This window comes from Nostoc sp. (assembly GCF_036917975.1).
Lineage (GTDB): Bacteria > Cyanobacteriota > Cyanobacteriia > Cyanobacteriales > Nostocaceae > Nostoc.
The window spans coordinates 24,472-44,773 of sequence record NZ_JBALEJ010000097.1 but is presented as its reverse complement, the minus strand read 5'-3'; the positions used below and the strand labels follow the sequence as shown (position 1 = coordinate 44,773).

Sequence of the window (20,302 nt, the reverse complement as noted above, 5' to 3'; positions counted from 1 at the left end):
GTAAAGTTTCCATCCTGTTGACACAGCATTGACATATCACTTGCATAAGCTTTTGAAGGCAAGCACCGACTACCCAATAATGCCTTTTTTGGCCAATACCCTTCAAAGATGAACTATAAACAATCTAAAATTCTCTTGCTATTTTCAGTATTAACCCTAGTTGGCTGTAATTTCTCCCAAGGTGTCGTTGCAAAACCACTACAACCGCAAAATTTACAAACAGCGCCTCCCATTATTCCAACCCAAGCTACTCTCCTAACCTACAAAATTGAAACCTACAATAGTAAAGCAATGGGTGGAAGTCGCACTTATGGCGTTTCTTTACCTCCTGGCTATGAAAAAAACCTAAAAAAAAGCTATCCTGTAATCTTTCTTCTCCACGGTGGACATGGAAACCCCAATGATTGGTTTAATCAGAACAAAGGACAAGCTCTCAAAACTGTGGAACAACTTTATACTACAGGTAAGTTGCCACCCAGCATCATCATTACACCAGATGGCAACGACAAACGCGGCTCTAGCCCCTACTGGGACTCTCAATATATCGATGGCCCCAACGGTAAAGTCTCCACAGCCGTGGGGAATGAGTTAGTAAAAGTTGTGCAAAGCCGTTATCGTACACTAACTAATCCAGATTTTTGGGCAATAGGTGGTTTATCTTCTGGTGGTTGGGGTGCAATCAATGTCGGATTACACAACGTAGATCATTTCTCGATTTTATTTAGTCATAGTGGTTATTTTCATGATAAAAGTGGCCCAGCAAATAGCCCAATATCTTATATTAAAAACGTTCCTCTAAAAGCTCAAAAAAGATTGAAAGTTTACCTAGATTCTGGCACATCAGATAGTGAAGAAATTGACGAAGCCGAACAATTTACTAAAGTGCTAAACAAACTCAAAATTCAAAATTCATTTCGTCAGTTTCCTGGCAGTCACACTTGGCAATACTGGCGGGAACATTTAGCCGATTCATTGACATTTGTCGGTGAGCAATTTCGCTCTTCTGAAATAGCACATGGAACTGGTAATTCAAGTCTTAATGCTCAGAAACATACTCAAAATAATTAGCCATCTTTGAGTAAGAAATTAAACATAACTCTTGTGGGGTGGGCATCTTGCCCGCCCAGTTTATGCAATTATCTTGTTCCCAGTCGGAGACTGGGAATGCCGTCATTGGGGCTGCCGCCTCCCTTACTGGCGGCAGAGCCACCAAGAGCAGCATTTCCAGCCGGAGGCTGGAAACGAGGTTTTAAAGGAATTTCAGCTTAAGTTGACACCAATGGGCAGTGCCTTACGCTTGTCTGGAAATGCTATAGAAGCATAATGCAATTACTTTTTTATTCTACCAATTTATACTTAAACTCCTACAAATTTAAGACATTAACAAACATTCCACTATTGATTATGCTTTTTAGTAGTAGAATTAGCATTTTGTTCTGAGATTACATAGTAATTATTGACAATGAAGCTTATTCACACTTTAAAATCTTTTTTTTGTAAAGATTTTAACGCTTCAATCTGTCAAGAAATAATTACTATCTTTGAGAACCAAAACTTATGTCTATTGATGATGCTAATAACAATGCATTCTCAAATAAACAGCTAAATACCACTTCAATTTCCTCTTTAGATAGCTTTTATACAAAAGATTACTACAACCTCAAATTTAGCGGACGTAGTAGCTATAAATCAACTGATGCTGATGTGCAGTTGCTAAATAATGGTGACTCCGAAAATACCAGTAACGCTATTACTAATGATTTTAGTGCAGAGAATTATAACTCCACTAATGGCTATGGCTTAATTAATGGAGCAGCAGCAGTGGCTAGAGCTATTGGTCAAAATACCTTTGCTGATGTTCCCGATCTTGGTGGCAATAATTGGGGAGCAGACCTTGTAAAAGCACCAGAAGTTTGGGCACAGGGATACACGGGTAAAGGTGTTGTTGTCGCTGTTTTAGATACTGGAGTTGACTATAACCACGAGGATTTAAGTAATAATATTTGGACAAATAGCAAAGAAATTCCAGGTAACGGTATAGATGATGATGGCAATGGCTATGTTGATGATAGTTCCGGCTGGAATTTTTCTGATAATAACAACAATACTCTAGATAAAAATGGTCATGGAACTCATGTTTCTGGCACGATCGCAGGAGAAAATAATAACTACGGTGTCACTGGTATTGCTTACGATGCCAAAATTATGTCGGTCAAAGTTTTAAACGACTCTGGCTCTGGTTCCTATAGTTCCATAGCGAAAGGCATTCACTACGCTGTGGATAATGGAGCTAATGTAATTAACCTCAGTCTAGGAGGCGGATCTTCCAATCGCACTTTAGAGTCAGCCATTAACTATGCCAGCAGCAAAGGAGTAATTGTCGTCATGGCAGCAGGTAATGATGGTGACTCATTACCCGGTTATCCCGCGCGCTATGCCTACAAGTCGGGAATTGCCGTTGGGGCAGTAGATGGAAATAATAACATGCCTGACTTCTCTAACCGCTCTGGAACCAATGAAATCTCTTATGTTACAGCCCCAGGAGTTAAAGTCTATTCATCAGTTCCAAATAATCAATATGCCACTTATAGCGGCACTTCTATGGCTACTCCCCACGTTGCTGGTATAGTTGCCCTGATGCTTAGTGCTAATCCTAACCTGACTGATGCCCAAGTACGTCAAATTGTCACAGGAACCGCAGGAAATAGTACACAAACGACAAACTCTAGTTTAAATATTTCTAATGTCAGTTCTCTAGCGAGTCAGGTGATTGCAGAAACCACAGGAAATAATACACAAACTACAAGCTCTAGTTTTAATTTTTCTAATGTCAGTTCTCTGGCAAGGCAGGTAATGTCTGATAATAAATTGCTAGGGATATATGGACAAACTGCAAATTATCTGACATCACAAACAAGTTCTAGCTTTAATACTTCCTATTTTGGTTCTCTAATGGGTCAGGCAATTATCGGAACTGCAAAATATCTAACACCAGAAACTATCGCTAGTTTGAATAATTCCGATGTTAGTTCTCTAATAGGTCAGGCAATAACAGAAACTACAAAATATCTGACACCAGAAACTATCGCTAGTTTGAATAATTCTGATTTTAATCCTGTGATTGGTCAGGCAATAACGGAAACTGCAAAATATTTGATATCAGCCGAAGGAAATAAGGCATTAGCCAATCCAGACTTATGGTCGCAAGTCCAAAACTATGAGAAAATTCTGGGGAACATCAATGTGGATAGCAGTGAAGATGAGAATAATATTGATTATGGCAAACTACTAGAGGGGATGCAAAAACAAATAGAACAGTATAGAAAATTCTTTGGTCTTGCTTGAAAACTATAATGATTTCCAGTTGACTCCAATACAGAACCAATAGTAATACCCTTCGGTTAAGGTTTTTTGATGAAAATTATAAATCTCCAAGACGCGATAAATCGGCGTCTCTACAATAATCAGTCTTTTGTCTTGACGCTGATTCATCGCGTCTCTTGCCTTAACCGAACAGTTGTCTCGTTCCCAGTCTCAGACTGGGAATGCCATCCTAAAGGCTCCGCCTCCCTTGCTGGCGGCAGAGCCGCCAGAAGCAGCATTTCCTAGCCTGAGGCTGGAAACGAGGTTTTAAAGGAGTTTCAACTTAAGTTGACACCAATGAGCATTGCTGTGCCCCTACCACGTGGTCTATTTACCTGAAAATAGCTGTAATAGCGATAAAAACAGCAGATACTACAAACCTACCTAACTGAAAATGCTTCGTTGAATCGTCGTGTTACTGGCTCGGTAATAAATGTCAAAATTGACTTCTTCCGAGTGACAATTTCACCTGTAGCAGCCATCCCTGGTGTAAATTCTACTTCTTGACCCCGAACGTTTACTGAGTGTTTACTTAGCTTAATTCTTGTTGGAAAAACTAAGCCTAATTCTTTATCAATAATTGCATTTGGACTAATTTGCACGACTTCGCCCTCCACAATGCCAAATTCTTGGAAGGGGAAAGTGGCCATTTTAACTTTTGCCTTCATTCCTTGACGAATAAACCCAATATCGCGGTTAAGAACTTTCACCTCTAGGAGCATTTCTTCTCCTTCCGGCAAAATTGACACCAATTCTTCACCTGATTGTACTGGCCCCTTGGTGGCTTTGACTCTGTAAATAGTACCAGCAACGGGAGCTTCAATCGTTTCTAAAGCTTGCTGCTTTCTCGCCTGTTCTAATTGACCTTGAACAGTTGTGAGTTCTTCTTTACGCTTATTAAATTGCGTCAAAATTTCACTTTGGCGTTCTGATACTACACGTTGAACCTGATTTTGTGCAGCTTTGTAAGCTTGTTCTGCTTGGTGAATTTCTTGGACTTGGGCAGCAGTATCTTTTTCTAATGATGTGACTTTATCTTGAGCCTCTGTTATTTTATTCTGGGCATTGGTCACTTCATCTTGCGCTCTAGTGATTTCTGTTTTTGCACGAGTTAATTTTTCTTGAGCATCTATGTAATCGACACGAGGGACAGCGCCAGGAGTAATTAGAGTGCGTAGGCTTTTTTCCCTTTCTTGAGCAAGAGTCAAATTGCTTTCAATTTTAATTCGGATGCTATCTGCGTTGGCAAGGTTGGTTTGAGCATTTGCAAAGCTGCTTTTGGCATTAACTAAGTTGTCTTGCAATCGCGTCAAGCGAACTTTGGCTTGATCGACAAGTGCCATTTGGCGATTTGCTTCTGCTTCCGCCGCTGCTTGACGTGCTTGGTAATCTTGCAGGCGAGAGTTTAAAAGTTCATCTTGCAGTTTCGTTCCAGCAGTTTTACCTCCGGTGCGTTCTGCATCCAAACGTTGCAAATCATCTTGAATTAATCTGGTAGATTTCGCTAGGCGGGAAACATCGGTTATTTTCAAGTCTGGATCTTTTTGAATCAGAACTTGACCTTTAGTAACGCGATCGCCTTCTTGTACTTTCACAGCGACAATTGACCCTCCACCTAAGGATGTCACCGGTCTTACCTGTGTGGAAGCAATTAATTCCCCTGGTGCTGTTGCTACTTCATCTATTTGCGAGAAGTGCGCCCAAGCGATCGCTCCAAATACGACGACGCTCATCGTTCCTGCTAATAATCTAGTGTACAGGGGTGGCAATTCCTGTACTGCTTTGCCCAATTCATAAGTGAGTTGTTCCTCTGGTTGGGCGAATCGCTCTTTTGTCTGACGTGCTTGAGCAGCATTTGTCATTTGTCATTTGTCCTTTGTTATTTGTTCTTTGTTCTTTGTCATTTGTCATTTGTTATTCACTAATGACCAATGACCAATGACTCTTCAAACTGCTAAATAGCGCCGCAAAAAATTTTCTAATGTCTCCAACTGGAAGTTATAAATCGCCTCTAAGTTGGCAATTTCATCTTTTGTACAGAAAAATTCATTTGCTAGCAATGTGCGGTAAGTTCCCAAAGCTTTTTGAATTTGGGGATTAAATAAACCCAATGCACCCTGTAACCCATCAACAACAAATAGTGGTGAGTTAATTATTACTGGTTCTTTGGTGAAGATCCGACCAAAAACCCGGGGAATATCTTCTCGTAATAAAATCTCCGGCCCTCCGACGGGTAAAATCTGGTTACGAGCGCCTTCAACTGTCACAGAATCTACCACTATCCTTGCCAAATCATCGGTACTGACAATCGAGGTACGGTTTTTGCGATCGCCAATCAGCAGATACAATCCCGTTTCCCGAAACCGTTCTACCAGTGGCAGCAAGTTAGATGCTAATCCAGCTGGGCGTAAAATAGTGTAATTTAAGCCACTAGCTACCAAATATCGCTCTACTGCTCGTTTGGCTTTGAAAACCGGAGCATCTTCATATCCGCGATCGGCTCCCAATACGGAAATAAAGACAAAATGCTCTACACCATTGGCTTTTGCTTGGTCAATAAGTTCAATATTGGCGCGGTAATCTAAAGATAGGGCATCACTATCAGAACCGTGGGCGCTGATAATGTACTGGACACCCCGACTAGCTTTCTGAATATCTTTTTCCTCTAGCAAGTCACCAATGAAAATTTCTGCACCACGGTGTTCTAACTCGCTGTAGCGTGAGTTAAGGCGGGCAAATGCCCGTACAGAATGTTCTCGTTGTCGTAAGAGTCGCACAACTCTGCGACCAATTCCTCCGGTTGCTCCAGTTACCAAAAACATATAAATACCTAAATTGAATAATTACAGCGTTTATAGTTGTCAAAATGCTCGATATATGCTCAAAATTTATTGAGCAATACTTAAATAGAGATATGAGCATATTTTTATACTTTGTTACCATGCTCAAGATATTTTCACACCAATAAGTCACACCTTATTTATTTTAATACTCTAAAAATTATCCCCCATATCTTATGTAGATGCAGGGGATAGGTTAATGAGATTAGTTTTACTGGCTCAACAAGTTTATAGCTTGTTCAAGCGACATCTTAGCCTTGTGCAAATTGAGCAGGTTCTCTTGGTCGTATCGGTCAGGATAGCTCATTTTCCTGCCCTCCAGCGTTATCCGAATTAGTGCTGCTTGCTCATCTGTAGGTGAATTCATCTCATCTATAGCAGAACTGATTATCTGGATAGCGTTAAAGTTAGGAAATTTTAACCCTCTACCTTGCTTCATTTGTTGCAGCGCTAAAAGTGGAAATGCCATCAGAGTTACGATGTATGAGGTTTTGTATCCTGCATTCCCAGTTGGTTTGATGCCGTATCTACGACACAAATCGCGTAATTCTTTAATAGTCTTGATTTCAAGTTCGGAACGCGTGAACATAAAATAGTAGTGTCCATTTTTGATATTGGATATTGGTGGTTGTACTTCCGGCAAGTTGTAGCAACCACCAAAAAACAATCTATTGTTTTGGCACCAAGTAAATCAAGTCTTATTTATATTTCTCAATAATGCCTAATCCTAAAGGGAACCCACAAAATTTACAACCAATTAAATCAAATAGAGAAGAATCATTAACAGAGAGGATTAATCTACGCATTACCAAGACTATGAAGGAAGAACTATCCACCAAGGATGATCCTCCAGAATTTTGCCGTCGTGCAATCCAGGAAGCATTAGATAAAGATAAAGAAAATGCCTAACCCTAAAGGTCATTCAGAAAATTTAAAACCATTTAAATCAGAGAGGGAAGAACCTTTAAGTGAGCGTCTTAACTTACGTGTCACAAAAACAATGAAGGAAGAACTATCAACAAAGGATGATTCTCCAGAATTTTGCCGTCGTGCAATCCAAGAAGCATTAGATAAAGATAAAGAGAAGTAATCTCAAAGGGATAGTTGTCACAAGTGTGTGAATTACTGAGATGAGTCAGCAATCAAGCATATTGCTTTCTCAATGCGCTTGATTACTTGCGGAAAACACCAAAATGAGAAAGCAAACTGGAGTTTGAGAAAGTAAAAGCTTATTTTGCTTGCGGAAAACACCAAAATGAGAAAGTAAACTGGGGTTTGAGAAAGTAAAAGCTCCTTTTGAGTAAGTCAAATGCTATTTTGCTTATTAAATTCGACTTGATCCATTTTTTAGATGCAATACGGTTCGGATAAGGTTTTTTGATGACACGCCCTAAATCGCAAAGACGCGATAAATCGCCGTCTCTACAAAGGACTGATTATTGTAAAGACGGCGATTTATCGCGTCTCTTGCTTTAACCGAACCGTATTGCGAGTGGTGATGTGATAGCAAAATCCAGGTTGAAGATTTCGGGGTGAACGAGTCATAACAGTTAGGTAAATTCTTGTTTAGTCCTCTTCAGAGGACTTTCGCTATTAGCCGTAGGTTTCCAACCTATGGCGGGTGATGGGTTCAAATGTAAGATTCTGAACTCAGGTATTTGCATCATTGCAGAATGTTGGTATTGCACACACATCCGCCTCAGAATAAATTCTGCGGCTAATAGCGAAAGTCATCTAAAGCTGACTAAAATTCTTGTTTTACCCGCATTTCCAGCCAGAGGTAGAAATAAGTCTGGGAAAACTTTTCACAATTTAAAATCCCCCCACATCTTTGTAAATGCAGAGGGATTTAAACGCTTTGTGCAAGCAGCCCACCTCAAAACTATTCAGAGGCTTTATTATTAGCTCTATTAGCACGCGCTTCAGCCGAAGCCATGACCTCATCGAAATTCTCTAGCACTTCGCCAGGGAAGTTTTCCAAAACTCTGGTAGAAAGAGCAACTCGCCCTTTACCCTCATCCAAGTCGATAATTACAGCTTTAATTGGCTGGCCAACTTGAAATACTTTTTCTAAAGAATCAATGAATTTCTGGCTTACCTGCTTGATATGAAGCAAGGCACTCATTCCACTTAAATCGACAAATACACCAAAAGGTTTGATGCCAGTAACTTTACCTTCCACCAATTGACCTAGTTCTAATAAGCTGAAGTTGCTAGAACGGGTTGCTAAACGCTGGGAAAGGATGAGTTTGTTGGTGTTACGATTAATTTCCAAAAAACCCACAGTCAGATTTTGACCTTTGAGTGCTTCTAAATTATCACGCTCTGCTAGGTGCGATCGCGGGATAAATCCCCGCAAAGAAAGAATATCGACGGTGACACCACCTTTATTCACACCCGTAACCCGTACTTGTACAGTTTGAGCATTCTCCTGCATTTCGGCCAGTCGTTCCCAGATGTGCTGAATTTCCAACTGCTTTCGAGAAAGGGTGACTTGACCTTCTGCATCCTGATCTCGGATAATCAAAAACTGCATTTCCTCTTGCAATGGCAGCACCTCCGATAAATCGGTAACTGCTCTCAAAGAAGCCTCATCGCGTGGCAGAAAAGCTGACGACTTGCCACCAATATCAACATAAGCGCCATCATGGTCAAGTTGGAACACTTTGCCATGTACAACCTGTCCCTTTTGAAATTGGTAGTCGTGTTTTTCTAGTGCTTTGGCAAAATCGTCCATTGTAAAGGGCGAATTGGCTGTTTGAGAAAGTTTCGATTCGGAATTCATGACTTTTGAAGATTAGTTGTTATTTGATATGGTGCAACTGAAGTTTAGATTGTCATTTGTCATTTGTCATTTGTCCTTTGTTATTCACCAATGACCAATGACCAATGACCAATGACGAACTTGGCTGCGTATGCTTCAGTTTAGTTGACCAAAGAGTTGTTTTACTTGCTCCCAAGCATCGTCCGCAGCTTTAGGATTATAACTGGCACGGTGGTTACAGAAAAATCCGTGATCAGCTCCATCGTAGCGAAACACACGATGAGGAATTTTATATTTTTCTAACTCTGCTGCAATCTCGTCTACTTGTTCGGCTGGGATACTGGCATCTTCTGTACCAAAAAAGGCATAGAGAGTACCTGTGATTTCTCTGGTACGGGTGACAGTAGGAGCTACACCTCCCGGCGTGCGGGTGGTAACTCCAGCACCATAGAAAGAAGCTGTAGCTTTAATATCTGGCAAGGTGGCTGCAAGATATGCGACATGACCGCCAAAGCAGAAGCCAATACAGCCAAAACCATCTTTTTTCACTTGGGGCAGATTTTTGAGGTAGTCAATTGCTAGTTGAATATCGCTCAATAACTCTGAGGCTTGAGTTTGCATAGCGTAGTTTCTACCCGTTTCAATATCTCCGGGTGTGTATCCGGTTTCAAAACCAGGAGCAATACGTTGAAAAAGTGCAGGCGCGATCGCTACATACCCAAGTTGGGCAATCCGTTCTGTAACTTCCCGAATGTGAACATTGACACCAAAAATCTCTTGTAATACCACCACTCCTGGGTAAGAACCAGATTCTTTTGGTTCCGCCAAATAAGCAGACACTTGAATACTATCTTGCAAAAGATTAACTGTTGTGGTAATTATTGCTTGCTCTGTCATAATAATTTTTACCAGTGCCGTGTGATTAGCCGTGTGTTTATTTGATATAACTATGCCAGTATGCCTAGCTTTTTTCTAATTAAATTATCAATTACCAATAGTGAGCGCATTAAAAATTTGTATCAGAAAAACTTTATATGTAAATAAATATATTTGAGATGTAGCAAATGTAGCTGGTCACAAAAGGAGGCTGAGTTAAAAGTGTTAAGTATAAAAATAACAAATACTCCCCACTCCCCACTCCCCACTCCCCACTCCCCACTTAGTATTCAGGAGGTTTGGTGATGATTCAATTCCGTATTCAGCCAGACAGCGAAATTCCCGCATCAACCCAGCTGTTTAATCAAATCCGATTTGCGATCGCTTCTCGACAATATCCCCCTGCTTACAAATTGCCAAGCACACGGGCGTTAGCAATGCAAACGGGGTTACACCGTAATACCATAAGTAAGGTTTACCGTCAACTAGAAGAAGATGGATTTGTTGAAAGTATGGCTGGTTCGGGTATTTATGTTCGTGCCCAAGGTCATGAGGGCGGTAGTAGGCTGCAATCACCAATTCTCAAACAAAATCCTAATACATATCAAGTTGTCCAGCAAGCACTTGACGAATTACTCTCACAAGGATGTTCACTGAATCAAGCTAGAGAGCTATTTTTAGCAGAAATTGACTGGCGCTTGCGTTGTAGTGCGCGGGTACTGGTTGCAGTGCCATCTTATGATATGGGTGCTGGTGAATTGATGGTGTATGAATTAGAGCGATCGCTAAAAATACCAGTGCAGTTGGTAGCAATGGAAGAATTAACAGCTGTGCTAGATAAAACTACCTCTGCGACAGTCGTCACCAGTCGGTATTTTATCAGTAATGTGGAAGCGATCGCAGCTCCAAAAGCTGCACGGGTAATTCCTCTCGATATCTACGACTACAGCAAGGAACTCAGCATCTTGAAAACCCTACCAAAAGAAAACTGTGTAGGCATAGTCAGCCTCAGTTCCGGGATTGCACGAGCAGCAGAAGTCATTCTCCACGGTTTGCGGGGGGATGAGCTATTAGTGATGACTTCGCAACCAAAAGATGCTTATAAACTTCAGGCAATGGTTAAACGGGCTGAGGTAATCATCAGTGACCAAGCCAGTTTTGCGGCTGTGCAAGCAGCTGTGCAAGCATCTGATGAAGATATTATTCGTCCACCAAAGCTGATTAAGGTTGAAAATTATATCGGTGCTAACTCAATTAACTTGCTAAAACGAGAACTGGGTTTGAGTTAATCTCAAGATAATTCGACCAACATCTTTAAGAGCAATTGATATAGGAGGGATGGGATAGTGCAGATTGTAATTGTGGGCGCAGGGCCAACAGGTGCAACCCTTGCACTGCTCTTTGCAAAACGTGGTACTGCTGTAACGTTAATTGAAGCAGCAAAAGATTTTCATCGTGTATTTCGCGGTGAAGGATTAATGCCCAGTGGCTTAGATGCACTAGAGCAAATGGGTCTATCGGCATTGTTAGAGCATATTCCCCATCGAAAACTTGACGCGTGGGAATTCTTTATACAGGATAAGCAGTTGTTTCGAGTTGATGAACCAATGGGGGCAACCCGACCCTGTACACTGGTTTCACAACCACCACTGCTCAAAGCACTGATTTCGGAAGCTCAAACCAATGATGAGTTTGAATTCATTCAGGGTGTTCCTATAAAGGATTTGCTGTGGAGTAACCAACGTGTAGCAGGTGTATTACTTACCGATGGGAGAGAATTTGCTGCTGACTTAGTGATTGGGGCAGATGGTCGAAATTCCCTTGTGCGACAACGTGTAAGATTGGAATTGGTACGCCAGCCTAAAAATATTGATATTCTTTGGTTTAAACTTGCCGCCAGCCCTGAGTTTGCAGCCGATAATGTGTTTCGTACAATTGTAAATGGCGATCGCGTATTTAGCATCTTTCACGGAGCAGAGTCAGGAAAACTGCATCTGGCTTGGGTGATGTCCGCAACTGAAAACACTGACTGGAAACAAACCAACTGGGCAGAGATTTTTGCCTCCCTATCACCCTCATGGCTAGCAGAGCATTTCCGTAATCATGCAGACACCATCGAATCGCCCATTCGGCTTTCTGTTGTCGTTGGTTATTGTCCCAAATGGCACGCACCAGGGGTACTGCTTCTAGGTGACGCTGCACACCCAATGTCTCCTGTCCGCGCTCAAGGAATTAATCTCGCATTGCGTGATGTAATTGTCGCTGCTAATCATCTTGTGCCACTGTTCTACAAAGAAAGTGGACACCAGGATATTGACATTGCACTATCGCAAATCCAAGCGGAACGTGAGCCAGAAATTATCCGTGCCCAGCAACTCCAGTTAGCGGAAGCTAAACAAGGCGAACAACTGCGAAAAAATGCACTGCTGCGTTCGCTGTTGATTCAACTTGCTCCCTTACTCCGTAAAATAATTAAAAAGTCTTGGTTAAGGCGACAATATAAAATGCGTCAAGGTATCACACAGGTTCACTTAACTGTTTAAAAAACTGCTATCAGTTATCCCACTTGTGCTTGTGGGGTATGAATTTGCAAAAACTCTTGTACCCGTTGCAGATAAGTTGGTACATCTTCCAACATGGGGAAATGCGCTGTGTTGGGAATCATCACAAATTCCACTTTGTCGCTCAGTTTTGTAGGTTGGGTGCAGCGATAGCGTAACCTAACATAAAATTTGGTGGTAATGTTGGGTTGCGTTTCACTCCACCCAACCTACATAAATAAAAAATCAAAAAAGAAGGGCGATTCCTTCACTAAGCCTTATCAAGCATAATTACTCTTTTTTGTTAACGTCCCAACATTTTATCCCGCAGATGCTTAATGCGATCGCGCAATTTCCCAGCCTCTTCAAATTCCAGTTTCTTCGCCGCTTCTTTCATCTGCGCTTCCAACAGAGTAATCAACCCTGGAATCTGTTCTAATGGCAGTTCATCTATATGTTCATCGACAACTTTCAAGTCGGTTGCATTTAATCGCCGAGATACATCTAAAAAAGCCAAAATCGCATTACTTGATTTTTTCACAATCGGTTGTGGTGTAATTCCATGCAGTCGATTATGTGCCGTTTGAATCCCCCGCCGCCTATCTGTTTCATCAATAGCTTTAATCATGCTACCTGTCATATTATCGGCATACAAAATCGCTTGTCCCTGGACGTGACGCGCAGCTCTACCAATAGTTTGAATTAAGGAACGCTCGGTTCGCAGGAAACCTTCTTTATCTGCATCCATAATTGCTACTAAGGAAACTTCCGGTAAATCTAAGCCTTCCCGCAGCAAGTTCACACCAACCAAAACATCAAATTTTCCCTCGCGCAAATTCTGCAAAATCTCAATGCGCTCAATAGAAGTAATCTCGGAATGTAAATACCGTACCCTGATACCGTGGTCTTGTAAATATTCGGTTAAATCTTCCGCCATGCGCTTAGTTAATGTGGTGATTAACACTCGTTCATGGCGATCGGCTCTATCTTTAATTTCTCCCAATAAATCATCAATTTGTCCTTCTGTGGGACGCACAGAAATTTCTGGATCGACCACTCCAGTTGGTCGAATCACTTGCTCAACTACATGATCTTCAGAAATTTCTAATTCCCAATTTCCGGGAGTTGCAGAAACAAAAATACACTGATTAACCTTTTGCCAAAATTCTTCAGCTTTCAAAGGACGGTTATCAGCAGCACTAGGAAGCCGAAATCCATGATCGATTAAAACTTTTTTTCTCGCTTGATCGCCGTTATACATACCACGAATTTGTGGTACGGTAACGTGAGATTCATCGATAACTAATAGCCAATCTTTCGGAAAATAATCAATTAAACATTCTGGTGGATCTCCAGCTTGTCTTCCTGCTAAGTGACGGGAATAGTTCTCAACGCCGTTGCAATAACCGACTTCGCGCAGCATTTCTAGGTCATAGCGTGTACGTTGATCTATGCGTTGCGCTTCTAATAATTTCCCAGCTTGTTCTAAGTCTAGTTTTTGCTGTTTTAACTCGGCTGCAATGTCATGACAAGCTACTTCTAGTCGTTCTTCTGGGGTGACAAAGTGACGCGCAGGGTAGATATTTACCGCTTCCAAACTTTTGAGAATTTCCCCTGTCACCGGATCAATATAGCGAATTGCGTCAATTTCATCACCAAAGAATTCGACGCGAATAATTCGGTCTTCATAAGCTGGGCCAATTTCTAAAACATCGCCTCGGACGCGAAATTTTCCCCGACCCATTTCTATGTCGTTGCGGCTATATTGAACATTTGCCAAATCTCGTAAAATTTGACGCTGATTTACTTCCATACCTATCTGAAGGGGGATGGCAGCTTTCAGATATTCTGCTGGCATTCCCAAACCGTAGATGCAACTGATGGAAGCAACCACAATGACATCACGGCGTTCAAACAGCGATCGCGTCGCTGAATGCCGCAACATATCTATTTCATCATTAATCGCTGCCGTTTTCTCAATATAAGTATCGGTAACGGGAATATACGCTTCTGGCTGATAATAATCGTAGTAGCTGACAAAATACTCGACTGCGTTGTTGGGAAAGAAATCCCGCAACTCGTTACAAAGCTGTGCAGCCAGGGTTTTATTATGGGCCAGAACTAAAGTAGGCTTGCCAATTTTCTCAATAACTGCTGCTACTGAAAATGTCTTACCAGTTCCAGTGGCTCCTAATAAAGTTTGGTAACGATTGCCTGATTGGATACTAGCAGAAAGTTTAGCGATCGCTTGTGGTTGATCGCCTGTGGGACTAAAGGGAGCTTGAAGACAAAATTCTGTCATACAGTTTTGCTGTAAATACCCTATCTCATGGTGATGATTCCGCCCTGTATCCATTGTAGCTGGCTTGTTAGACTAAAAAATTAGTAATAAATTTTTATAAAACTTATTAATTTAAATTTACTTATGTATCTGTTTTAAAGATTCTTATATCTATATGAGGTTTTTTAAGGTTAAACTCTAGGATATATGGGAAAAAAATTTCATCTTTCCTTAATTATTGTAAAATTCAATTAACAAACCAGAGGTCTTCGTTTATGACTATTAGCAGCGCTGGCAAAGCAATCAGTTCTCGGCAAAAGCCTGCCAAGTCCCCAGGGGAAACTACAGAGGGAGTTGAAAATCAACAAGACCAGAGCTTGAATGCAGATCAAGTCGAGGAAGTTACTGAACTGCCAGTAGGAGCTTCTGGAACACTCGCCATTTCTGGAATTCGTCCTATAGGCGCTAGCGACTTAGAAGTTGCTGAACACCTCTCAATTGCTGGGGTGCGTCCCGTTAGCACCAGTACCTTGGAAGTAGTTGAAACCTATAACGCAATGGGTATTCGTCCAATTGGTGCTAATACATTCCAAGTTGTTGAAAGTATAAATCTCTCTGGGATTCGTCCAATTGCCTCAAGTTCATTGGCAATTTCTGACAGTTATTCCACCTTTGGGAATCGTCCCATAGCACCAAATGAGATTGACAATTCTGAAAGCCTAATGGGTTTTCTAGATTAGACAAAAAATATCCCCATAACTTGATTAACCCAGTTTCATATAGCAACTGGGTTTTTTAGTTAATAGAGTCGAGAGTAGAGATTCATTGGTGTCAACTTAAGCTGGAAATATCTGTTGGCTTCCATGCCCGCCAGGGAATAAATAAATGAGTAATAAGTAATAAGTAATACTCATTACTCATTATTTATTACTTATTACTTCAAAAATAAATTCTCGGGCTTTTAGCTTAAGTCTACTGAAGTAGACTGGAGATTTTTGGCGATATTTAGTCATCTTCAGATGACTTTCGCTATTATGCGGGAATTTCAATTCCCGGCGGACAAGCGGTTTCGCGTTAAGTTGACACTAATGCCCTACTCCCCACTCCCTACTCTCCACTCCCTTTCATTTTTTACTTTTGCCTTGTTCGGTCAGTTATCATTTCGTAGGTTGATTGGGCGGATGTCGCGGATTTTGAGGGTTCTTTTGCCTGCGTTATCGTCGTCATCAATCGTGACCAGGTATTTCACGACCGTATGGTTTGCATTTCCACCAGTTACGGTGACAACAAATGCTGAGTAACTGTTAGTGTTTGTGCCACAACCACTTCGGTCATGGAAGGTTTGATTCCATTCACCAATATGGACACCCTCGCCTCGTGGCTCATCACCACTTTGTTTAATTTCATTGAGGAGAGCTACTTTCAGTTGAGATAGCTTTGATTTTTTATCAGCAAGCATAAGTTTAAGAAACCGATCGCGATTAAACTGGTCTTGGTTGCTGCCGTTGCTGCATTTATCTTCGTAGTTGGCAGAAGCAGAATCCGGGCTGGTCATCACCAGTGCTGGGATCTTGGGAGACTGAGCGGCTTGCCCACTTGTTGTTGCTAGTGCGAGAACACATAAAGTAAAAAAACCAAAGCGCATTGAATTTTCCGAGCGTGAATTAGTGTGTCCAATCAAGATTAACTGCAACGAACACTAAAGGATAGAGTTTGCTCGGTAGGCGTATGCAGCAAAGGGGTGATACCGAAAGTTACGAGTATGCAGGAAAGGAAACCCCCTACTGAAATCGTTATACTAACTGTGGGAGGCTGTTTATCTATCCAGCCAGATTCCATAGTTGTGTTTTTTATAGCTTGTTGCACTATGTCCTTCTTCAAAACCCCGCTGATTGGTTTAAAAGCTGACTCATTTCGTCATCCATTAGACCTGGAAGCTACCAGAGCGCTCAAGCAGATACCAGGCATAGATATGTTAGTGCGAAATTGGCTTGGGCCAATGGCAGAGCAGGTTTTCTACGTGGAAAATATTGCCTCCAGTATTCTGGTGGGTGAAAAGCAACTGCCTGATTTATACAAATTGTTGTTAGATGCCTGTAAAATCCTGGATATAGATCCTCCCCAGTTGTACGTCCGGCAACATCCGGCTCCCAACGCCTATACTTTTGCTGTACGGGGTAAACAGCCCTTTGTGGTGCTACATACTTCCCTGATTGATATGCTCACACCAGAGGAAATACAGGCAGTAATTGCTCATGAGTTGGGGCATCTCAAGTGCGATCATAGCGTTTACTTGACTCCTGTAAATTTATTAATATTAGCTGCGGCAATTGTGCCCAATGTTGGCACTTTCGTTGCCCAAGCCATACAGGCACAGCTTTTAGAATGGGTACGTTGTGCTGAGTTTACCTGCGATCGCGCCGCATTACTAGCAACCCAAGATCCCAAAGTTGTCATGTCAGTGTTGATGAAGTTGGCAGGTGGTTCCCCCACCTTAGCGCCACAACTGAATCTCGATGCCTTTGTTGCTCAAGCCCGCGCTTACGATGATATTAGTAAGACCGAACTAGGTGAAATGGTTAAAGCTGCCCGTACAGCCCAATTAACCCATCCAGTGCCAGTGCTACGGGCGCGAGAAATTGACCGTTGGGCAAGCACCACAGAATATCAAACTCTTTTGCAAACTCACGGACTGAAGTCTACTAATAATGAAGTTGCACCCAAAGGCGGATGGCGCAATTGGTAGAGTTACTAATCACAACCACTTTTATGCTTTGTGCAGGGTAAGGCGAGATCCTTCTCATCTACTAGACATTTCCAGAAATTAAATATGCTTTACCCAGAATCCTTGTAGAGACGTAGCAGTGCTACGTCAAAACAATTCTTTTTCACCAGAAATGCAGAATATTTAGTAAAGCTTTAGTAGTAGTCTTAAGGCATTATAAATTTGATGTCTGGCAACAAGCTGTTCTGGAAGTATGTGTCTACGCACTCAGATAAAATATTGGTACAGCCAAAAAATCAGCTAATGACCAGGTTTCCCTACGACCAGTTCGCAAAAGACTATCTTAAAGAATTGTTACAACCATTGGGTGAAGTTGAAACAAGTCGGAAAGTTCCGGCGGAAATCCGAGAGGTTGATGTTTATTTTGTCCCTTCACTCGAATCGGCAAGCGATACAATAGAATTAGGACTGCTAGGAAAATTTGCGGCTGAACCTGCATTAATTGAACCATTTAGAAATGCGGCTACAATTGCGGAAATTCGTAGCTGTATGAATAAGCTATTTGATATTTTCGCTGAAGTAAAGCGTCAGAGTAAAGGTGATACAAGTCGGATTACAGAATCAGATTTACCACGCCTATGGATTTTTTCACCTACAGCTTCTAAATCCATATTGGATGGTTTTAGAACTCAGCTAAATGAAGAAAATTGGGGAGATGGAGTACATTTTTTAGGCGATTATTTGAGAACAACAATTGTGGCGATTCACCAATTACCATGTACACAAGAAACACTATGGTTGAGAATTTTAGGTAAGGGAAGAGTCCAGCAACAAGCCATAGATGAACTAGAAGCGCTTCCTCAAAATAATCCCTTACGTTCCAAAGCTATTGATTTATTATTGAATTTAAAGACTACCTTAGAATTCAATCAAAATATAGACGAGGAAGACAGAGATTTAATTATGCGCTTATCACCTATTTACGAGCAAAAACTAGCAGAAGTTAAGCAAGAAGGAATCCAAGAAGGAATCCAAGAAGGAATCCAAGAGGGAATCCAAGAAGGAATCCGAGCAGAACGTCGTAATGTTATAGAAAATTTATTGCGAGTTCGCTTTGGTTCTTTGGATGCAGAACTCAGAGTAATCGTTGAACCTTTATTGGTATTATCTCCAGAAGAATTTACTCCTTTATTGCTGCAATTATCCAGAGACGAATTACTAAATAGGTTCCTTTAGAATAATTCAGGCAGAAATACTAGGTTTTCCACTTGACTAAATAAATCTCGGATTAAAAAATATCCCATTTATGAACTCACAACCGCTACCTTGAAAGTTGTAAGTAAGTAGAAGGGCTTAATTAAATTAAAGCTCGTAGAAAGTGACTCTAGCCATTTAAAATCTTATGCAGAGCGATAAATCGCCGACTACGAACAAAAGTTATGCTTAAATTTAATAATGTCTACCTACTTTTCCAACAACGATCGCTTTCAACCCATCAACCTCTTTGAATACGAAAAGCTAGCAAAAGAGCATCTGTCTCAAACGACACTTGATTACTATAGCAGTGGCGCTTGGGACGAAATCACATTGCGAGATAATCGTGCTGCCTTTGAACGAGTCAAGCTGCGACCTCGAATATTGGTCGATGTGAGCGATCGCAATCTAACTACCTCCATTTTAGGACAACCCCTGCAACTACCTTTGTTAATTGCGCCGATGGCTTTTCAATGTCTAGCCCATCCAGACGGAGAAGTTGCTACGGCCCTAGCTGCCGCATCAGCTGGTGTAGGCATGGTATTAAGTACAATGGCAACAAAGAGCATTGAAGAAGTGGCGACTGCATGTAATCAGTTTCCAGATTCTCTGCGATGGTTCCAGCTTTACATTCATAAAGACCGAGGATTGACTCGTGCTTTGGTAGAAAAAGCCTATAAAGCAGGCTACAAAGCACTTTGTCTAACTGTAGATGCACCCGTTCTCGGACAGCGTGAGAGAGATAGACGTAATGAGTTTGCTTTACCCCAAGACTTACATCTGGCTAATCTTGCCACCATCTCAGGATTAGATATTTCCCATGAAAAAGGCGAATCTGGGTTATTTACCTATTTTGCCCAACAGCTAAATCCAGCAGTCACTTGGCACGATTTGGAATGGTTACAGTCCTTGTCTCCGTTACCTTTAGTCATCAAAGGAGTTTTACGGGGAGATGATGCTGTGCGGGCTGTAGAATATGGAGCCAAAGCAATTGTTGTTTCCAATCATGGCGGTAGACAACTTGATGGTGCGATCGCTTCAATAGAAGCCCTAGCTGAAATAGTAGCAGCAGTAGATGGTAAAGTAGAAGTGCTGTTGGATGGAGGCATTCGTAGGGGCACAGACATTCTTAAAGCTCTGGCATTAGGGGCAAAAGCAGTACTAATCGGACGACCTATTTTGTGGGGACTAGCGGTAGCAGGACAAATCGGCGTATCTCATATCATCTCATTGCTGCAAGATGAGTTAAATGTGGGAATGGCACTTAGCGGCTGTGCCAAACTACAGGATATCGACCCTAGTTTATTGAGCTTGCCAAGTCTTAAGCGGGAAAATTATTAAAACTGTTTGTTATTCCAGCAAAACTTTGAGAAATAATTTTTTTTAGATTTATTAAAAAATCACTTAATGAGTGTATACTAGTTAAGGTTGGATATAAGGGCGGGTGGCGGAATTGGTAGACGCACCACACTCAAAATGTGGCGGCCTTACGGTCATAGGAGTTCGATTCTCCTCCTGCCCACTACCAAGCAAGTGCTAAAGAGGTTAAAAAACTTATGCGCCTGAAAAGATGGGAATCTCCCCGGAAAGAAGGTAGGAATGATAAAGGTAGAGGCGGTTCTGCCAGAAAGCGGCAACTCAAAAAACAAAGGCAAATGC

18 protein-coding genes, 1 tRNA gene and 1 pseudogene are annotated in these 20,302 nt (G+C 41.5%); 12 read left to right on the top strand and 8 right to left on the bottom strand.

Features of this window, described 5'->3' with window-relative positions; translation table 11 throughout:
• Window positions 1-108: 108 nt before the first annotated feature.
• From V7K76_RS29745 to V7K76_RS29735, 3 genes are all read left to right on the top strand, one after another.
• Window positions 109-1,068 carry an alpha/beta hydrolase gene (locus tag V7K76_RS29745; protein WP_334775428.1) on the top strand — a complete coding sequence of 320 codons (960 nt, stop codon included), beginning with the start codon at window positions 109-111 and terminating at the stop codon, window positions 1,066-1,068.
• Window positions 1,069-1,557: 489 nt separating this feature from the next.
• On the top strand, window positions 1,558-3,345 hold the full coding sequence (locus V7K76_RS29740) for a S8 family peptidase (protein WP_334775429.1): 1,788 nt from the start codon (window positions 1,558-1,560) through the stop codon (window positions 3,343-3,345).
• A 69-nt stretch (window positions 3,346-3,414) separates the two neighbouring features.
• A complete protein-coding gene (locus tag V7K76_RS29735) occupies window positions 3,415-3,609 on the top strand; it encodes a hypothetical protein (protein ID WP_334775430.1) in 195 nt (64 codons plus the stop codon).
• A 134-nt stretch (window positions 3,610-3,743) separates the two neighbouring features.
• Here the strand turns inward: V7K76_RS29735 and V7K76_RS29730 are convergent, their stop codons facing one another.
• The 3 genes from V7K76_RS29730 to V7K76_RS29720 all read right to left on the bottom strand — a co-directional run bounded on the left by V7K76_RS29730 (window position 3,744) and on the right by V7K76_RS29720 (window position 6,792).
• Window positions 3,744-5,225, bottom strand: coding sequence for an HlyD family efflux transporter periplasmic adaptor subunit (locus tag V7K76_RS29730; RefSeq protein ID WP_334775431.1), 1,482 nt, complete (start codon window positions 5,223-5,225; stop codon window positions 3,744-3,746).
• A gap of 84 nt (window positions 5,226-5,309) precedes the next feature.
• Window positions 5,310-6,185: an SDR family oxidoreductase gene (locus tag V7K76_RS29725; protein WP_334775432.1), complete on the bottom strand. Its 876-nt coding sequence runs from the start codon at window positions 6,183-6,185 to the stop codon at window positions 5,310-5,312.
• A 229-nt stretch (window positions 6,186-6,414) separates the two neighbouring features.
• Entirely contained in the window at window positions 6,415-6,792 is a 378-nt protein-coding gene (locus tag V7K76_RS29720; protein ID WP_334775433.1) for a hypothetical protein, read from the bottom strand.
• A gap of 128 nt (window positions 6,793-6,920) precedes the next feature.
• On the opposite strand from V7K76_RS29720, the gene V7K76_RS29715 reads away from it, so the two are divergent.
• Both V7K76_RS29715 and V7K76_RS29710 read left to right on the top strand, forming a co-directional pair.
• On the top strand, window positions 6,921-7,112 hold the full coding sequence (locus tag V7K76_RS29715; RefSeq protein ID WP_334706085.1) for a hypothetical protein: 192 nt from the start codon (window positions 6,921-6,923) through the stop codon (window positions 7,110-7,112).
• Window positions 7,105-7,293, top strand: a complete 189-nt coding sequence (locus tag V7K76_RS29710) for a hypothetical protein (RefSeq protein ID WP_334775434.1) — start codon at window positions 7,105-7,107, stop codon at window positions 7,291-7,293. The genes V7K76_RS29715 and V7K76_RS29710 overlap by 8 nt, the downstream gene beginning before the upstream one ends.
• 792 nt (window positions 7,294-8,085) lie before the next feature.
• On the opposite strand, the gene V7K76_RS29705 is transcribed toward V7K76_RS29710, so the two are convergent.
• Window positions 8,086-8,988: a S1 RNA-binding domain-containing protein gene (locus V7K76_RS29705; protein WP_334775435.1), complete on the bottom strand. Its 903-nt coding sequence runs from the start codon at window positions 8,986-8,988 to the stop codon at window positions 8,086-8,088.
• 135 nt (window positions 8,989-9,123) lie between these two features.
• Window positions 9,124-9,864 (bottom strand): dienelactone hydrolase family protein, encoded by a 741-nt coding sequence (locus tag V7K76_RS29700; RefSeq protein WP_334775436.1) that lies wholly within the window; start codon window positions 9,862-9,864, stop codon window positions 9,124-9,126.
• 284 nt (window positions 9,865-10,148) lie between these two features.
• Here V7K76_RS29700 and V7K76_RS29695 point away from each other — a divergent pair, with 284 nt between their 5' ends.
• Together V7K76_RS29695 and V7K76_RS29690 are read left to right on the top strand one after the other, a co-directional pair.
• Entirely contained in the window at window positions 10,149-11,132 is a 984-nt protein-coding gene (locus tag V7K76_RS29695; RefSeq protein WP_334775437.1) for a GntR family transcriptional regulator, read from the top strand.
• Window positions 11,133-11,186: 54 nt separating this feature from the next.
• A complete protein-coding gene (locus tag V7K76_RS29690; protein WP_334951647.1) occupies window positions 11,187-12,386 on the top strand; it encodes an FAD-dependent monooxygenase in 1,200 nt (399 codons plus the stop codon).
• Window positions 12,387-12,400: 14 nt separating this feature from the next.
• On the opposite strand, the pseudogene V7K76_RS29685 reads toward V7K76_RS29690, so the two are convergent.
• Window positions 12,401-12,535 (bottom strand): annotated as a pseudogene (locus V7K76_RS29685) (alpha/beta fold hydrolase); the annotation flags it as partial.
• Between the two features lie 152 nt (window positions 12,536-12,687).
• Window positions 12,688-14,685, bottom strand: coding sequence for an excinuclease ABC subunit UvrB (gene uvrB, locus V7K76_RS29680; protein ID WP_334775438.1), 1,998 nt, complete (start codon window positions 14,683-14,685; stop codon window positions 12,688-12,690).
• Window positions 14,686-14,939: 254 nt separating this feature from the next.
• On the opposite strand from uvrB, the gene V7K76_RS29675 reads away from it, so the two are divergent.
• The gene (locus V7K76_RS29675) at window positions 14,940-15,404 is read left to right on the top strand and encodes a hypothetical protein (protein WP_334775439.1); all 465 of its coding nucleotides are present in this window, start codon (window positions 14,940-14,942) and stop codon (window positions 15,402-15,404) included.
• A gap of 410 nt (window positions 15,405-15,814) precedes the next feature.
• Here the strand turns inward: V7K76_RS29675 and V7K76_RS29670 are convergent, their stop codons facing one another.
• On the bottom strand, window positions 15,815-16,345 hold the full coding sequence (locus V7K76_RS29670) for a hypothetical protein (RefSeq protein ID WP_335030338.1): 531 nt from the start codon (window positions 16,343-16,345) through the stop codon (window positions 15,815-15,817).
• Window positions 16,346-16,531: 186 nt separating this feature from the next.
• Here V7K76_RS29670 and V7K76_RS29665 point away from each other — a divergent pair, with 186 nt between their 5' ends.
• The 4 genes from V7K76_RS29665 to V7K76_RS29650 all read left to right on the top strand — a co-directional run bounded on the left by V7K76_RS29665 (window position 16,532) and on the right by V7K76_RS29650 (window position 20,165).
• The gene (locus tag V7K76_RS29665; RefSeq protein WP_334775441.1) at window positions 16,532-17,410 is read left to right on the top strand and encodes a M48 family metallopeptidase; all 879 of its coding nucleotides are present in this window, start codon (window positions 16,532-16,534) and stop codon (window positions 17,408-17,410) included.
• Window positions 17,411-17,692: 282 nt separating this feature from the next.
• The gene (locus tag V7K76_RS29660; RefSeq protein ID WP_334775464.1) at window positions 17,693-18,625 is read left to right on the top strand and encodes a hypothetical protein; all 933 of its coding nucleotides are present in this window, start codon (window positions 17,693-17,695) and stop codon (window positions 18,623-18,625) included.
• Between the two features lie 219 nt (window positions 18,626-18,844).
• On the top strand, window positions 18,845-19,984 hold the full coding sequence (locus V7K76_RS29655; protein ID WP_334775442.1) for an alpha-hydroxy acid oxidase: 1,140 nt from the start codon (window positions 18,845-18,847) through the stop codon (window positions 19,982-19,984).
• 97 nt (window positions 19,985-20,081) lie between these two features.
• Window positions 20,082-20,165: transfer RNA gene (locus tag V7K76_RS29650), tRNA-Leu, on the top strand.
• Window positions 20,166-20,302: the final 137 nt, after the last annotated feature.

Coding starts and splice junctions, on each gene's coding strand:
- V7K76_RS29695 (WP_334775437.1), top strand. CDS start 10,149: ATGATTCAATTCCGTATTCAGCCAGACAGCGAAATTCCCGCATCAACC.
- V7K76_RS29705 (WP_334775435.1), bottom strand. CDS start 8,988: ATGAATTCCGAATCGAAACTTTCTCAAACAGCCAATTCGCCCTTTACA.
- V7K76_RS29675 (WP_334775439.1), top strand. CDS start 14,940: ATGACTATTAGCAGCGCTGGCAAAGCAATCAGTTCTCGGCAAAAGCCT.
- V7K76_RS29730 (WP_334775431.1), bottom strand. CDS start 5,225: ATGACAAATGCTGCTCAAGCACGTCAGACAAAAGAGCGATTCGCCCAA.
- V7K76_RS29740 (WP_334775429.1), top strand. CDS start 1,558: ATGTCTATTGATGATGCTAATAACAATGCATTCTCAAATAAACAGCTA.
- V7K76_RS29655 (WP_334775442.1), top strand. CDS start 18,845: ATGTCTACCTACTTTTCCAACAACGATCGCTTTCAACCCATCAACCTC.
- V7K76_RS29720 (WP_334775433.1), bottom strand. CDS start 6,792: ATGTTCACGCGTTCCGAACTTGAAATCAAGACTATTAAAGAATTACGC.
- V7K76_RS29725 (WP_334775432.1), bottom strand. CDS start 6,185: ATGTTTTTGGTAACTGGAGCAACCGGAGGAATTGGTCGCAGAGTTGTG.
- V7K76_RS29700 (WP_334775436.1), bottom strand. CDS start 9,864: ATGACAGAGCAAGCAATAATTACCACAACAGTTAATCTTTTGCAAGAT.
- V7K76_RS29715 (WP_334706085.1), top strand. CDS start 6,921: ATGCCTAATCCTAAAGGGAACCCACAAAATTTACAACCAATTAAATCA.
- V7K76_RS29710 (WP_334775434.1), top strand. CDS start 7,105: ATGCCTAACCCTAAAGGTCATTCAGAAAATTTAAAACCATTTAAATCA.
- V7K76_RS29745 (WP_334775428.1), top strand. CDS start 109: ATGAACTATAAACAATCTAAAATTCTCTTGCTATTTTCAGTATTAACC.
- V7K76_RS29665 (WP_334775441.1), top strand. CDS start 16,532: ATGTCCTTCTTCAAAACCCCGCTGATTGGTTTAAAAGCTGACTCATTT.
- uvrB (WP_334775438.1), bottom strand. CDS start 14,685: ATGACAGAATTTTGTCTTCAAGCTCCCTTTAGTCCCACAGGCGATCAA.
- V7K76_RS29735 (WP_334775430.1), top strand. CDS start 3,415: ATGAAAATTATAAATCTCCAAGACGCGATAAATCGGCGTCTCTACAAT.
- V7K76_RS29660 (WP_334775464.1), top strand. CDS start 17,693: ATGACCAGGTTTCCCTACGACCAGTTCGCAAAAGACTATCTTAAAGAA.